The organism is Flagellimonas pacifica (genome assembly GCF_900215465.1).
Lineage (GTDB): Bacteria > Bacteroidota > Bacteroidia > Flavobacteriales > Flavobacteriaceae > Flagellimonas > Flagellimonas pacifica.
The window spans coordinates 910,164-925,065 of the sequence record NZ_OBEH01000001.1; the positions used below are offsets into that span (position 1 = coordinate 910,164).

General features: G+C 39.7%; 12 protein-coding genes. 4 read left to right on the forward strand and 8 right to left on the reverse strand.

What is annotated here, in order from left to right:
* Positions 1 to 9 precede the first annotated feature (9 nt).
* Both hemH and CRO15_RS04080 read left to right on the forward strand, forming a co-directional pair.
* On the forward strand, positions 10 to 1,041 hold the full coding sequence (gene hemH, locus CRO15_RS04075) for a ferrochelatase (protein WP_097044485.1): 1,032 nt from the start codon (positions 10 to 12) through the stop codon (positions 1,039 to 1,041).
* A gap of 123 nt (positions 1,042 to 1,164) precedes the next feature.
* A complete protein-coding gene (locus CRO15_RS04080; RefSeq protein ID WP_097044486.1) occupies positions 1,165 to 2,550 on the forward strand; it encodes an MATE family efflux transporter in 1,386 nt (461 codons plus the stop codon).
* Positions 2,551 to 2,556: 6 nt separating this feature from the next.
* On the opposite strand, the gene CRO15_RS04085 is transcribed toward CRO15_RS04080, so the two are convergent.
* From CRO15_RS04085 to CRO15_RS04095, 3 genes are all read right to left on the reverse strand, one after another.
* Positions 2,557 to 2,982 carry a nuclear transport factor 2 family protein gene (locus CRO15_RS04085; protein WP_097044487.1) on the reverse strand — a complete coding sequence of 142 codons (426 nt, stop codon included), beginning with the start codon at positions 2,980 to 2,982 and terminating at the stop codon, positions 2,557 to 2,559.
* A gap of 13 nt (positions 2,983 to 2,995) precedes the next feature.
* Complete coding sequence (locus CRO15_RS04090; RefSeq protein ID WP_097044488.1) at positions 2,996 to 4,162, reverse strand: PQQ-dependent sugar dehydrogenase; 1,167 nt, start codon at positions 4,160 to 4,162, stop codon at positions 2,996 to 2,998.
* A gap of 73 nt (positions 4,163 to 4,235) precedes the next feature.
* Positions 4,236 to 5,249: a helix-turn-helix domain-containing protein gene (locus tag CRO15_RS04095; RefSeq protein ID WP_097044489.1), complete on the reverse strand. Its 1,014-nt coding sequence runs from the start codon at positions 5,247 to 5,249 to the stop codon at positions 4,236 to 4,238.
* A gap of 82 nt (positions 5,250 to 5,331) precedes the next feature.
* On the opposite strand from CRO15_RS04095, the gene CRO15_RS04100 reads away from it, so the two are divergent.
* Positions 5,332 to 6,432 carry a lactonase family protein gene (locus CRO15_RS04100; protein ID WP_097044490.1) on the forward strand — a complete coding sequence of 367 codons (1,101 nt, stop codon included), beginning with the start codon at positions 5,332 to 5,334 and terminating at the stop codon, positions 6,430 to 6,432.
* Positions 6,433 to 6,439: 7 nt separating this feature from the next.
* On the opposite strand, the gene CRO15_RS04105 is transcribed toward CRO15_RS04100, so the two are convergent.
* The 5 genes from CRO15_RS04105 to CRO15_RS04125 form a co-directional block, all read right to left on the reverse strand.
* A complete protein-coding gene (locus CRO15_RS04105) occupies positions 6,440 to 7,726 on the reverse strand; it encodes an SMP-30/gluconolactonase/LRE family protein (RefSeq protein WP_097044491.1) in 1,287 nt (428 codons plus the stop codon).
* A gap of 88 nt (positions 7,727 to 7,814) precedes the next feature.
* Positions 7,815 to 8,279, reverse strand: coding sequence for a nuclear transport factor 2 family protein (locus CRO15_RS04110; RefSeq protein ID WP_097044492.1), 465 nt, complete (start codon positions 8,277 to 8,279; stop codon positions 7,815 to 7,817).
* A 95-nt stretch (positions 8,280 to 8,374) separates the two neighbouring features.
* Complete coding sequence (locus tag CRO15_RS04115) at positions 8,375 to 9,136, reverse strand: LytR/AlgR family response regulator transcription factor (RefSeq protein ID WP_097044493.1); 762 nt, start codon at positions 9,134 to 9,136, stop codon at positions 8,375 to 8,377.
* 75 nt (positions 9,137 to 9,211) lie between these two features.
* Entirely contained in the window at positions 9,212 to 10,303 is a 1,092-nt protein-coding gene (locus CRO15_RS04120) for a TFIIB-type zinc ribbon-containing protein (protein ID WP_097044494.1), read from the reverse strand.
* A 71-nt stretch (positions 10,304 to 10,374) separates the two neighbouring features.
* Complete coding sequence (locus tag CRO15_RS04125; protein ID WP_097044495.1) at positions 10,375 to 11,517, reverse strand: SPFH domain-containing protein; 1,143 nt, start codon at positions 11,515 to 11,517, stop codon at positions 10,375 to 10,377.
* Between the two features lie 221 nt (positions 11,518 to 11,738).
* Here CRO15_RS04125 and CRO15_RS04130 point away from each other — a divergent pair, with 221 nt between their 5' ends.
* Positions 11,739 to 14,873, forward strand: a complete 3,135-nt coding sequence (locus CRO15_RS04130; protein WP_097044496.1) for a VPS10 domain-containing protein — start codon at positions 11,739 to 11,741, stop codon at positions 14,871 to 14,873.
* Positions 14,874 to 14,902: the final 29 nt, after the last annotated feature.

Here is a 14,902-nt window from a genome sequence, read left to right on the forward strand (position 1 = left end):
CTCAGTGCTATGAAAGGAGTACTATTGGTCAATTTAGGTTCCCCGGACAGTCCAACAGCAAAAGATGTAAAACCCTATTTGGATGAATTCCTGATGGATGAACGTGTCATAGATACCCCAAAATGGCTTCGAAACATTATAGTAAGAGGTATTATTTTGCAAACTAGACCTAAAAAATCGGCCGAAGCATATTCCAAAATATGGTGGGACGAAGGTTCACCACTAATTGTAATTTCGGAACGATTTGCGGAAAAGGTGCGCAAACAAACAGATATGCCAGTGGCGCTTGGCATGCGTTACGGTTCCATGACCATAAAAAAAGCACTTCAGGAATTGAAAGATAAAGGAGTGGATGAAGTATTGTTGGTTCCATTATATCCGCAATATGCCATGAGTTCTTTTGAGACCGTTGTGGTAAAAACGATGGAAGAACAGGCAGTACATTTTCCTGAAATGCATGTAACAACCTTGCCGGCTTTTTATGGTAACACTGATTATATAAAAGTGTTATCAGAAAGTATTGCAGAGGGATTAAAAGATTTTGAATACGATCATATTCTATTTTCCTATCACGGAATTCCTGAGAGGCACATTCGTAAGTCGGACCCGACGAAGTTTCATTGTAAAATTGACAATAGCTGTTGCATAACCAATTCTGTGGCCCATCATACCTGTTATAGACATCAATGTTTTAATACCACCGAAAAGGTAAAAGCATTTTTAGGATTGCCAGAAGACAAAACCAGTATTTCTTTTCAATCCAGATTGCCCAATGACCCATGGTTAAAACCATTTACTGATTTTGAGTTTGAAAGATTGGCCAAAGAGGGGAAGAAAAAATTGGTTGTGATTACACCAGCTTTTGTGAGTGATTGTTTGGAAACTTTGGAAGAAATTGCCATGGAAGGTAAAGAGCAGTTCAAAGAAGCGGGTGGTGAAGACTACATTCATATTCCTTGCCTTAATGATAATGATGCTTGGGTTTCCTTGATGGCCAAATGGGTTAACGAATGGCAATCCAAGGAAACGTTGCCAGTGTAAAAAAATGTTAGGTCGAGCGTCATCCTGAGCCCGTCGAAGGACGAGACCTATTAATAGTAATAAATTCTGCCAATATCTCGACTGCGCTCGATATGACAGATACAATATCATGTCGTAAAATCTGTGGCAAAAGTATCTTCAGATCAATTAGGGATTGAACCTATCGGTAAATTACTGATCAAGCAAGCCGTACCTGCATCGATAGGCATTTTGGTCATGTCCCTGAACGTTTTGGTCGATTCCATTTTTGTGGGAAATTGGATTGGTTCCATTGCCATAGCTGCTATTAATGTGGTACTCCCTGTTTCATTTTTTATTGCTGCTTTGGGGATGGCCATTGGAATTGGCGGATCAAGTATTGTTTCCCGCGCATTGGGTTCAGGAGATAAGGAAAAAGCACTTAAAACCTTTGGAAACCAAATAACCCTAACGTTTATCATAACCACTGCTATGGTAGCGTTGGGACTTTACTTTGTAAACGATCTTATTCCGGCATTTGGAGGTAAAGGTGCAATTTTTGACCCGGCCAAAACCTACTATACCATCATTCTATATGGAGTTCCATTTTTGGCACTCTGTATGATGGGCAACACGGTGATTAGGGCAGAGGGAAAACCAAAGTTTGCCATGGTGGCCATGATTATCCCATCCGTTGGAAATCTATTTTTGGATTACCTCTTTATCTATGTTTTTGATTGGGGAATGCACGGAGCTGCTTGGGCAACCACGGCCGGATATTTATTATGCTTTGGATATATCCTATATTTTTTTCTTTCCAAAAATTCTGAACTGAAGATTGGTCTTCCCCATTTTGGTCTTAGCATGCCCATCCTACAGGAAATTGGCGCTCTCGGTTTTGTTACACTAGCAAGACAGGCTGTTACCAGCATTACCTATCTGCTCATGAACAATATATTGTTCAATTTGGGAGGAGAGGCCATGGTCGCCGTATATGCTATCATTGGAAGGATGTTGATGTTTGCCTTCTTCCCTATTTTTGGTGTTACCCAGGGCTTTTTGCCCATTGCGGGATTCAATTACGGAGCGATAAAGTATGATCGAGTAAAGGAGTCCATTTATACCGCCATAAAATATGCAGCCTTTGTGGCTTCGCTAGTGTTTGTTGTACTCATGGTGTTTCCGGACTTTTTTACAGCTTTGTTTTTGAGTAACAGACCAGATTTGCCACCTGAAGAACTTGTTGCCAACGCTTTTGTAATGGAGCATGCTCCTATGGCTATGCGATTGGTGTTTGCAGCCACCCCAATTATTGCTTTACAGCTTATTGGAGCGGCATACTTTCAAGCTGTTGGAAAAGCTATTCCAGCTTTGTTATTGACCTTGACCAGACAGGGATTCTTTTTTATCCCATTGATTCTAATACTCCCAAATTTTATGGGCGAACTGGGCGTTTGGCTCTCTTTTCCCATTGCCGATGTATTGGCTACCATTGTAACCGGTTTTTATCTCTGGAGAGAAATCAAAACCAAACTGATTCCAGATGTGTAAACCCTTTTAAGGGTTTATAGAGGTAGCAGCTTTGCTTATAATTTTCCATTCACCTTCCAATTTTTTCAATAGAAAAATATCAATGAACAAAAGGTTTTTTAAAGGGATAGCAATTTCAGCCTTGGCACTGGCAATATTATTGGCATAATCAACATTCAGTATTTTTCCAACCCTTCCATTGAACTTTCCTTTCTTCCTATTCTTAAAAAGATTGGCATATTCTTCCGGTGAGAGCACCCAAAGCTCCTGATCTTTTTTGGAGAGAAATAAATCCGCTTCTGTGTAAAAAGCGGAAGTGATTAATTCCAAATTATTATATGAAGACCCGTCCAGATATTTTTGAATGGTTTTCCGAATCGCATTTTCTTCGGATTGTGCAGTTACGATTAACATGGAAAATAAAAAAGCAAGTGTTAGAACTAGTGTACGCATATTTGTTTTGAATTTAGTATTGAGGTTTTATTTGAATGAGTTTGCCATTATCTTCATCCGTAAGGATATAGAGCTTTCCATCAGGGCTTTGCCTGGCCTTGCGAATACGGACCCGGTCATCCAAGAATAATTCTTCGGCACTTTTAATCGTTTCATCTTCTATTCGAAATCTCCACAAACTGCCCCGTGAAAGTCCTGGTACGATCAGGTTGTTTTTCCATTGAGGGAATTCATCCCCAGTATAAAATGTAAGTCCGGTTGGAGCTACGGTATGATGCCAGAACCAAACAGGAGGTGTAAAACTCACACCATCCAATTTGGGTGGTTTGTAATCCGAACTTCTTAGTTTTCCGGAGGTAACATTGGGCCAACCATAGTTGGCTCTTGCCTCCAAAATGTTGATTTCATCCCCTTGAATGGTGCCGTGTTCGCTAAACCAAATTTTATTGGTTTCTGGCTGAACGGTTATTCCTTGGGCGGCTCTAATTCCCATGCCATAAAGCCCGGGGACTGCCTCTTTTCCAAAGTCAGGGTTATCATCTGGGATACTACCATCTGGATTGATTCGATAGATTTTTCCTCTTTTATCTTTTACATCTTGGGCGATAGGAATCTCTGGCTCATCCCTTTCCCAAAACAATCGTTCCCCAATGGTCACATAGATTTTTCCATCTGGGCCAAATACCATTCCACCTCCATAATGAAAATATTCCCGAGTATAAGGTTCAGCTTCAATCAGCGTTTCATGATTAACAAGTGAGTCATTTTCCAATTTTGCCCGTACCACTTTGGTGGTTGTGCCCACCCCTTTCTTTTTAGCGGCATAACTCATATAAATCCATGGCTCTGTTTCAAAATGCGGGTCTATCAAAACCTCGAAAATTCCAGAGTTGTCACCAAAATGTATGACACGAATACTATCCGTTAAATCCGTTGGAAACCCTTTTATGATATATTTTTCTTTTGATTGAAGATCAACCCTCAACAAATTGCCATCCTTTTCAGAAATCAATGCTTCTTTATTGGATAAGAAAGCGATACTCCAGGGGTGATTAAGTCCTTCCAGTATGATTTTTTTGGACGGAAAAGAAGGTAAATTGCTATGTTGTTTGGAAGATTTTTGACCTTGGGAGCAACCCATCAAAACAACTGTCAAAGAAAGCATCAATTTGTTCATCATGATTTTACTTTGATGCAAATGATGAAAATTTCAGTATCCTAAGCTTTAAAAATCATGATTTTTAAAACGAAAACTATTGGTTTTTGGATTTATTTCGGAATTGTGAAGGGGTTAGTTGTGTTTTTGCCTTGAACGCCAAATTGAAAGATGTTACGTTGCCAAAACCACAATCATAGGCAACAGCAATAATTTTTTCTTGAGCATATTTTGGGTCGGATAACATTGCTTTCGCTTTTTCTATCCGGTACCCATTCACAAAATCGGAAAAATTCTTTTGTTCATTTTCATTAATGCATTGGGAAAGTTTTCTGGGAGGAACACTTAATTTTTCCGCAATGGATTCAAGTGAAATGGAATTATCCAAAAAAACTTCTTCCTTGATAAAAAGATGTCTTATCCCATCCATTAACTCCTCTGAAGAAGACTTGTCCAAAGTTGAGGTATTGTACTTCCCCAATCTAAATGCATGCTTTTGAAGAAATAAAAAAGAAAAAGCATAAATAAGCAATGAAAAAAAGAGGGCTCCACCAATGTATAAAGAAAAGAGACCTGCAAGGTTGCCCATGTAAAATAACCAAATAAGAGTAACACCTATGCTAAGATTTTTATACCATGTGGCCCGCTGTGGGTGCACTTTGGTTTGGTATTTATTCAGGATGTTGAAAGATAGACCAATGTAAATTGCCAAATGGAAAAACACCGTTATATAAATGGCATAGGAGATTGAATTTCCTGTATTTGGAATAAGATAGCAACCTATGGCAAACAGGATAAAAGGAATGATATGGAAATAATTTTTGTTGCTGAATCTTTTTTGTTCAGTGAGCAACAACTTTCCATAGAACCACAAGAAAGGACCAGTCAATAAAATGCCTGATAAGCCCAAGTTCCTTTGCCAAGGAGTTAAATCCAAATAAACATTGAGTACAGATTTGCCAATGCGGATGGTGAGTCCCAAAATGACAAATGCCAGGAATATGTTGGCCTTTCTATTGCCTTTTTTAAGTGTGAACAGATATCCGCAAAGAAAAAGAGCTTGAACAACTCCCAAGCAACTTAAAACTAATATTATGGACTCTTTGTTCATGTCTCAAAAATATAAAGATGGGGGTAAATAAAATTTACATTCCGTATTTAGTTGTTATTTTTAGCAAAAGACAATTTTAGCGATGAGATTTTTTAGTTTGATTTTAAGTGTTTTATTGATGGGTTTAGTAGGGTGCTCCGAAAAGAAAGAAGCGAAAAAAGAGTTTCAATTATTTGTTGGAACTTATACAGATGGCGACAGTGAAGGTATTTATAAATTCACTTTTGATGCCGGTACGGGAGCTTTAACAAACAAGAATTTGGCGGCTGTTTTACCCAATCCATCATTTATCAAAATTTCTGAAGACAAGAAAAATCTATATGCGGCTCAAGAAACTGCTGATTTTGACAGTTTGGGCGGAGGTGTTACTGCATTTAGGTTGAAAGATGGACAACTCGAGCTTTTAAACAGTATGGGAACTGAAGGAAAGCACCCTTGCCATGTAGCACTGTCAGGTGATGGTTATTTAGCGGCCTCAAACTATTCTGGTGGAAATGTTTCTATTTTTAAGCTGACAGAAAATGGATCGTTGGTATCAAATCCCCAAATTATAGATCATAAGGTATTGGACACAACCAAAACATCGCATGCCCATATGGCAAACTTTAAAGAGAACGACCTTTTTGTCGCCGATTTGGGATTGGATGCGGTGAAACGATATAGCAACTTGAATCATCTCTTTGTTCCTTCGGAACAGGCTTCTCTAAATGTTGCTGAAAGGGCTGGACCAAGGCATTTTGTCTTTGGGAAGGAAGGCATCCTGTATGTGATCAATGAGTTGAACTCAACCCTTACCGTTTTCAAACAAAAAGAAGATGGCTCGTATAAGGAAATTGAAACCAAAAGCACCCTCGATTCCGCCTTTGAAGGCAAAAGCTATTGTGCTGATGTGCATCTGTCAGCAGATGGGAAGTTTTTGTACGGATCTAATCGAGGCGAGAACACCATTGTGATTTTCAGCGTTGATTCAGATTCTGGCAAACTAAGTTTGGTTGGGAGGGAATCCGTCCGTGGCGATTGGCCCCGCAATTTTACTTTGGACCCTTCAGGAAATTTTCTGTTGGTTGCCAATCAAAGAAGTAACAACATCACCATTTATAAAAGAGATGTTGGAAAAGGAACGCTTGAATTCTTGAATGAAATCAAACTTTCCAGCCCAGTTTGTTTGGAGTTTTTGGACTAGCTCCCCTTTACTCGCATCGAAAAGTTTTACCATTAAACTCAAAAGAAGTATTGTCGTTGGGCCTTAAGGCACCATGCCATGTGTCTTTGTACCACTTGTTAGGCTCGTCATCTGCCTTGTAATCTGCTGCAAAAAATAAAAAATCATCTGTAAAGGTGATGATAATATCTCCTTCACCGTCTGCATCATGCCATCTTCCGGTCATAACGTTGCCTTTTAATTTTCCCCAAATACCGCCCAATACATTTTTATGTTTTAAAAAATAAGCTCCAGCTATTTCATCATCATCAAAAAGCAAATCAAAACGACCAATCTCGGTGCAATATCTTTTGGACATTACCGTACTTTTTTCATCGTTTTTATCATTACCTGCCAAGTTTGAAATTAACAGTTGGTAATTTTCCAACTTTGCAATATCCTTAATTTCATTGGTTTCTTGATTTAACAAATCCAGTTGGGAGTCAGACACAAAGTACATGGTGTCACCATGAAGGTCAAAAGTTGTTGGAATATCCGATAAGCGTGGGAAATTCTGTAGTTTTTCCTTTTCTACAATTTCAGTGTTGTTTTTATCCAAATGGAACCGATAAATACCATTCAGTGTTGCATCACGCCGGCTATTCACAATAGCAACCAAGCCGTTGTTGTAAAATTTCATGCCATCAATACCCTTATGATTGTTAGGTTGATTGACCAACTTTTTGGTAGCAATATCCAAAATACGAATCCCACTGGTGTATGAGGCGAAATAGAGAAACTTATCATCTGGGGAAATTGCTATTCCATTGGAATGTTTGATTTCGTCATTGGAAAAAAAGACTTCCAGTTCATCCTTGGATTTGTTTACGGTATAGATGTTATTGCTTTCGGAGTCGGTTATATAAATGTCTCCATGTGAGCCGATGGCAATGTCATTGAGATAGATGAAATCGGGAATATTCAGAGGATATGATTTGATTAACTTGCCCGAAGGGATATCCAGCAACAACAAAATAGATTTGTTGTTGATTTTTGGGAGACTATTTCCCAAGGCATACAAAGTATCTCCTTTTATGGTCATTCCAAATCCAGCGAGATAGCCATATTGATTGTTTGAAATAAAATCCTCAGGATCGGAGCCATCAAGATTGCAGCGGACAATTTTATTGTGAACAAGGCTGTTGATGTACACTTTTTTGGATGGCAAGTGCATCGCTATACCTTCTGGAATCAGATCTTTTTCAAAGTCCAAGGAAACAGATTGTGCTTTTAACACAGAAGAAATGAAAATGAATAGCCATAAAAGTGTTCTCATGTGGTTGACTGTTTTTCCCAATTTAAGCGATAAATTGTCCTATCATTTTAAAAAATATGTTAAACTAAAAATGGGAGTGCGGCTATAATCAATCTAAATTCTTAATTCCAGATACATGTGAAGCAACTGCTTTCCACGCTCCTTTGCGCTTGATCAGGATATTACTGGATTGATAAATAGTTTCTGTGCTGTCATTAAAAATATGACCAGTGCCGCAAATCAGTGCAGTTCCATTGGGGAGTATGTCCAAACGTTTAATTTCATAAAAGAAAGAGTCATTTTCCATGGCATTTTCCTTGATCCATTCAAGCTCTTTGGTTTTTGTTGACCATTCACCACTGGCATCTACCATTTGAAAATCATCACCTAAAATCTTATCGAGCAAAAGAGTATCTTGTTCGCGATAGGCCTTGGGCCATTGTACCTCTTTGAGGTTCTTGAGTACGTTCCTATCCTCCCCGGTTACTAAGTTCTCAGAAAGTCGATTTTGTGCTTCCTTGCAACAGGCGGACAATATTATAAGGACGGAAAAGAAGAACATTGTTTTTTTCATTACTTATGAGGATTTGCCTAAAAGTAAGAGGTTTAGCGATTGGAAACCCTAGTAAACATGGCAGGTCGCGGAAAAAAAGGGGTAAGTTGCGGACTCTAAATATGTGATAGTTCTTGCAGATAGGTTCTGCTGAACTTCAAATCATCTCCAGTCTTCAAGCGAAGTTTGCCATCCCCACTGTTGTTTTTCTGTATTTGATCGATAAATTCTGAATTGACCAAATACGAGCGATGAATCCGTTTAAAAGTGTTTGGACATAGCGTTTGGGCAAATGAACGAAGGCTTTGGTATTTTACGAATCTTCCTTTTTGGGTGTGTAGAACAATGCAATTGTTACTGGTCTCTACATAAACAATTTCGCGGGGTTCCAAAAGAAACTGTGACCCCCTTTTTGAAACGGCAACCCTGTTTTTTTGATTGAGCCTATTGTTTTGCTGTGGGGCAGACTTATCTTTTTTAATGCCCACAAAATAAAAGAGCAATGAAAAATAGCAGAGTAAATTCACTCCTACGTTATTGGTAAGACTTGCATTGAGCATATTGAAACTTGGAGAGGTACAATTGTATATAGTGGTCATTAGAAAAATGACTAAAAATTGACCAACGAGAATATTTATAGCAGAAGCAGAAAGTCCAATTCCACCTTGAAGGAGAACATTCTTTCCTGTGGAATCTACTGCCCATCTTCCGGCCCAAGTCTTGATTTGTTTTGCCGATATATTCCAAAAGAAAAAACTGGTGATAGCAAGAATAGAAAGCTCTGAAAAACAGGTGGCACCCAAACTTTCTTGGAACATGCGACCAATGCCCATATTCAATAGCACAAAAATGGAGACCAAGCTGATTTGTTTTGCCATGTTTTAAAAGTAAGGGAAAATTACTTTTGCACTATATACTTTAACTATCTATAAACATGAAAAACAATGCTTTGATTAACCCTGTGTCAACAAAACAATCAGCCCAATTATGATTAATCCAAAAATGACTGCAAAAAATATCTTCCAAAAACTATAAGGGCGAGTTCCGGATATTTGTCCATTTTCACCGTTGATATAAAAGTTATACTCCTTGCCTTTATAACGGTATGCACTAACATACACCGGCAGCAGAATATGTTTAAAAGTCTCTTCGGCCAATTTCATGTTCATACTGCTGATGCGTTGCGTATCTCCGCCAATATCTTGTCGGCACCATCTTGTTGCTATATTTTTAGCCACATCTTTAGAATGTAGATGGCCCTCTTTTAGAGGAATGGTATACTTTTCTGTAACAAAACCTGATAAAAAACTACTGCTGAAAGGCTGCAGTTTTTTTAAATTCCAATGTGCAATTTTATTGGGAATTCTACCAGAACGTTGTTGCGATGCTTTAATCAAAGTATCATCTACAAAACCAGAAACATGACCGGAAGCTGGATACCACCGTGTTTTGCGAACTTGTCGAGTCTGGGTTTTGCCATTACTATCTCGGTATCGCTGGGTTTCATAATAATATTCACCCCGCTGTCCGGTGTAGGAGGCCGAGAGTTGCGCATCAAAAGTCCAATAGGGCAAATACAGGCCTTTGGTAAATTGCGGGTCCAGGGCGGCCTTTTTCAGTTTGTTGGGAGCCCACCATAAGCGGGCCACCCATTTTTGAAAGATGAGGAAGGATTTTTGCTTTTCAATCTGAAAGGGGAGCACGGCCCCGGGTAAAATCCAATCTTCTTTATAGGCATCTTCAATCACCAGAGGCATACTGCAATAAACACAATGCAGCGATTTGTAATTTTCTTCTACATGCTGATTGGCCCCACAGTTTTTACAATGGAGCATGGAAATCTCTTCACTGTGCTTTTGGGCGCCCATTTCCTGTAAATAAGGGTACAACTCCAATTCCTCGAACCCATTTTCATCAATTTTGATGGACTCTTCATGTCCGCAATACTCGCAACTGATGTTGATGGTCCCAGGTTTGTATTTGAGCTCCGCACCACAATTGACACAGGGTTTTTTAAGCTCTGTTTTTTTTACTGTTTCATTCATGCTGTCATTCCCGCGAAGGCGGGAATCTTAATTTTATGGATTCCTGTTTTCACAGGAATGACAAAATAATATTATGGGTTTGGCAAAGGTGGTGGAGTGTTTCCTCCCAAGAACGATTTTAACTCCTCAACATCCTTTAAGGCTGTCCAATTGGCCATGCCTTGTTTCCAGACCAAACTATCCCGATTTATGGTTCGCCCTGCAAACAATGCCTGCAATTGTTCAAAGGAAACTGGTCCTTGTTGGGCACTGTTCACTGCATAAAAATACTGAACTGCAGTTGGCATTGGTGGAGGAACAGCAACCCTAGATTGAGCGCTTCCACCCATCTGCGTATTTGCCTGCGGGGCTCCCGCCATCATTCCGCCCATTTGTTGTGCCAACACAAAGCCCATTCCCATGCCCATTCCAGCACCTGCGGTTCCGCCTTCATTTTTGGCAGCTGCCTCAATGGCTTTGGCAGTTTTGAACTTGGTCAACTTATCCAAATCCAATTTATCAATTCTGCTGTATTCGAAGATTTCCTTTTTAAGGTCTTCGGGCATGGAGACATTTTCAATATAGAATTTCTCCAAAGAAATACCCACAGATTGGAATTCTGGGGCCATGACTTCTTTACAAGTTTCTGAAAGTTCGGAGGTGTTGGCCGCATATAATTCTATAGGAAGATTGGCCTCACCTACTGTGTCAGTAAAACGTGTGGCAATCAAACTTTTTAGATGCTCATTGATTTCAAAATTGGTGAAATTGTTATCGGTCCCAACAATATCAACAATAAACTTTCCTGCGTCGGAAATTTTAAAGGCGTAGGTGCCAAATGCCCTGATTTCGACCAAACCAAAACGCTCATCACTTAAAGTGATGGGACTCTTGGTCCCCCATTTCTCATCCGTAAACAAATGTGTGTTTACAAAATAGACTTCTGCCTTAAAAGGCGAGTTGAAACCATATTTCCAACCTTTAAGGGTTGCCAAAATAGGAAGGTTTTTAGTGGTGAGGTCATAGGTTCCTGGAGTAAAAACATCTGCCAATTGTCCTTCGTTGACAAAGACAGCGGTCTGTCCTTCGCGAACAATGAGCTTTGCTCCGTTCTTGATTTCATTTTGATACCGCTCAAACCTGTGGGCGATAGTATCATCGGTATAATCGAGCCACTCAATTATATCAATAAACTCATGGGTGAGTTTTTCTTTGATCTTGCTAAAAATATCCATGGTAAAGTGTTTTGTGTTAATGTTTCTAAAGTAAGAAATTGGATGATTACTTTCTCTAATGGATTAGTATAAAATTATCCACATTGTTACATAGAGGGTGGTTTTTGTGATGTAAGAGTTGATATTTGTGGTGTTCAATCACAAAGAATGTAATGTTAATTCCTCCACAGAATATCTAGTTTTTCCCTACATTTAAGTCCGACTAATTCAACATCAAAAAAATGAAACAACTGCTTTCCAAAAGTGGAGTGCTCTTCGTCGCACTTTGCCTGTTTGCCATTTCTGCCCAATCCCAAAGAAAAAAGAAAACACAAACTACACCTGATTACCCAGAGGAACTCTATTCCAGTTTGGAATATCGTTTGGTGGGACCCTTTCGTGGAGGACGCTCTGCAGCGGTAACCGGAGTTCCTGGAGAGCCCAACCTTTTTTATTTTGGCGCCACCGGCGGAGGGGTATGGAAAACCACCAATGGAGGTCGTACCTGGGAGAATATTTCTGATGGTTATTTTGGAGGAAGTATTGGCGCGGTTGAGGTGGCCAAAAGCGACCCGAATGTGATCTATGTTGGCGGAGGAGAAAAAACACTTCGTGGAAATGTGTCAAGTGGATATGGTATTTGGAAAACAGAGAACGCTGGAAAGACCTGGACGTTTGCAGGACTAAAAAATAGTAGGCACGTACCTAGAATCCGAATTCACCCTACCGATTACAATACAGTTTATGCAGCGGTGCTGGGCAATATTTACAAACCCACAAAAGAAAGAGGAATCTACAAGAGTACAGATGGAGGCAAAAACTGGAAACAGATACTTTTTGTCAACGATCAGGCCGGAGCAGTTGATCTAACCTTCGACCCAAACAACCCCAGAATTTTATACGCTTCTACTTGGAGGGCAAAAAGAACACCTTATAGTTTAAGCAGTGGTGGAGATGGGTCAGCATTGTGGAAAAGCACTGATAGTGGAGAGACATGGACAGAAATTTCCAAAAATGAAGGCTTTCCAAAAGATACATTAGGGATTATTGGTGTAACGGTTTCTCCTAAAAATAGTGACAGGGTATGGGCCATTGTGGAGAACAAGGAAAAAGGAGGCTTGTATCGTTCTGATGATGGAGGCAAGAAATGGACCCAGGTAAATAGTGAACGCAAATTACGGCAACGGGCTTGGTATTATACTCGAGTATATGCCGATACCGAGGATGAGGATGTGGTCTATGTGTTGAATGTACGCTACCATAAATCGACAGATGGAGGAAAGAGCTTCAATACTTTCAATGCACCACATGGGGATCATCATGATCTATGGATTTCACCTGAAAATTCTAAACGAATGGTCATTGGCGATGATGGAGGTGCACAGGTCACTTATGATGGTGGTGAAACATGGAGCACCTATTACAATCAACCCACAGCGCAATTTTACAGAGTGACTACGGACAATGCATTTCCATATCGTATTTATGTGGCGCAGCAGGATAATTCAACCATCCGAATCAATCACCGTAGTGATGATGGGTCTATTGGCGAAGATGATTGGGAACCCACAGCTGGGGGCGAGTCGGCACATATTGCCATTGATCCTACCAATAATGATATTGTTTACGGAGGTAGTTATGATGGGTTTTTAACTCGGGTCAACCATAAAAATAAAACCGTAAGGGGCATCAATGTTTGGCCGGACAATCCCATGGGACATGGTGCGGAAGCTATGAAATATCGTTTTCAATGGAACTTCCCCATCATTTTTAGTAAGCACGCCCCGAAGAAGTTATATACTTTTTCCAATCATGTACATTTGAGTACAAATGAAGGACAAAGTTGGGAAGTGTTGAGCGATGATTTAACCAGAAATGACCCAACAAAGTTGGTTTCCAGCGGTGGGCCCATTACACAGGACAATACCAGTGTGGAATATTACTGTACCATTTTTGCAGCTAATGAAAGCCCCATAAAAGAAGGCTTGCTTTGGGTGGGAAGTGATGATGGATTAATTCATGTCACCAAAGATGGAGGTGCAAGCTGGGAGAATGTTACCCCTCCCAATATGCCCGAATGGAATATGATTAACAGTATTGAGCCTTCGGCTTTTGATGAGGGTACTTGCTATGTGGCAGCTACACGATATAAGTTAGGAGATTTTCAACCGTATTTATACAAAACCACGGATTATGGAAAGACCTGGAATAAGATTACAAATGGAATAGAAAACGAACATTTTACGCGAGTACTTCGAGAAGACCCAAAACGAAAAGGCCTGTTGTATGCTGGAACAGAAACAGGAATGTACATTTCCTTCAATGATGGAAGAAACTGGCAAAAGTTCCAATTGAACCTTCCCATTGTTCCCATTACAGATTTGGTAATCAAGGATAACAATTTGGTAGTGGCAACCCAGGGGCGTAGTGTTTGGGTTGTTGATGATCTTACAGTATTGCACCAGCAAGATACTTCCCAAAAAACTACTAGTTCAATTCTTTATCAACCCAAAGATAGCTATCGAACCAAGGGAAGTGCAGCCAAAGAGCCTTCAAAAACTGAAGGGCAGAACCATCCAAATGGAGTAATCACACATTTCTACATGAAAGATGTCTCTGAAAAGGACAGCATAAGTCTTACCTACACTAAGATGAATGGAGATACTTTGGCCACGTATAGCAACTTTGCTTCTAAAAAAGATAAAAAAATCAAGGTAAAAAAAGGAGGGAACACCCATGTTTGGGATACTCGTGGAAAAGGTGCTGAAAAATTGAAGGGAATGATTCTTTGGTGGGCCAATTTAAGTGGAGCAAAGGCCGTACCTGGCAATTATAAAGTTCATTTGAATGTGAATGGAACTAATCAATCCCAAGAATTTAAGATTCTTCCCGATCCAAGGGCTGAGGTTTCCGTTGCGGACATGCAAACGCAGTACGATTTTATTTCTGATATCAATGAGACGATTGACAGGGCGCATCAATCCATTAAAAAAATCAGAAAGATCAACGCGCAATTAGATGCTTTTGCAAAACAGTACAAAGACAATGAGCAGACCAAAGATTTGGTGGAAAAAGCCAAAAAGATGAAGGAAGGCTTTGAAAATGTTGAGAAAGCGCTCTACCAAACGAAGAACAGAAGTAACCAGGATCCATTGAACTTCCCCATTCGGTTAACGAACAAATTGGGGCACTTGAACAGTTTGGTCTCCATTGATGATTTCCCACCAACTGAGCAGGACATTGCGGTAAAAAATGAACTTTCGGGAAAAATCAAATCCCAATTGGAAGCATTTGATGCCTTGGTTGATAAAGAGATAAAGGAATTCAACGCTTCGTTCAACAGTCTAAACTTGAATTATTTATTTGTGGAAGATTAAATAACCGAAAGAAAAGAATTACAAGGAAT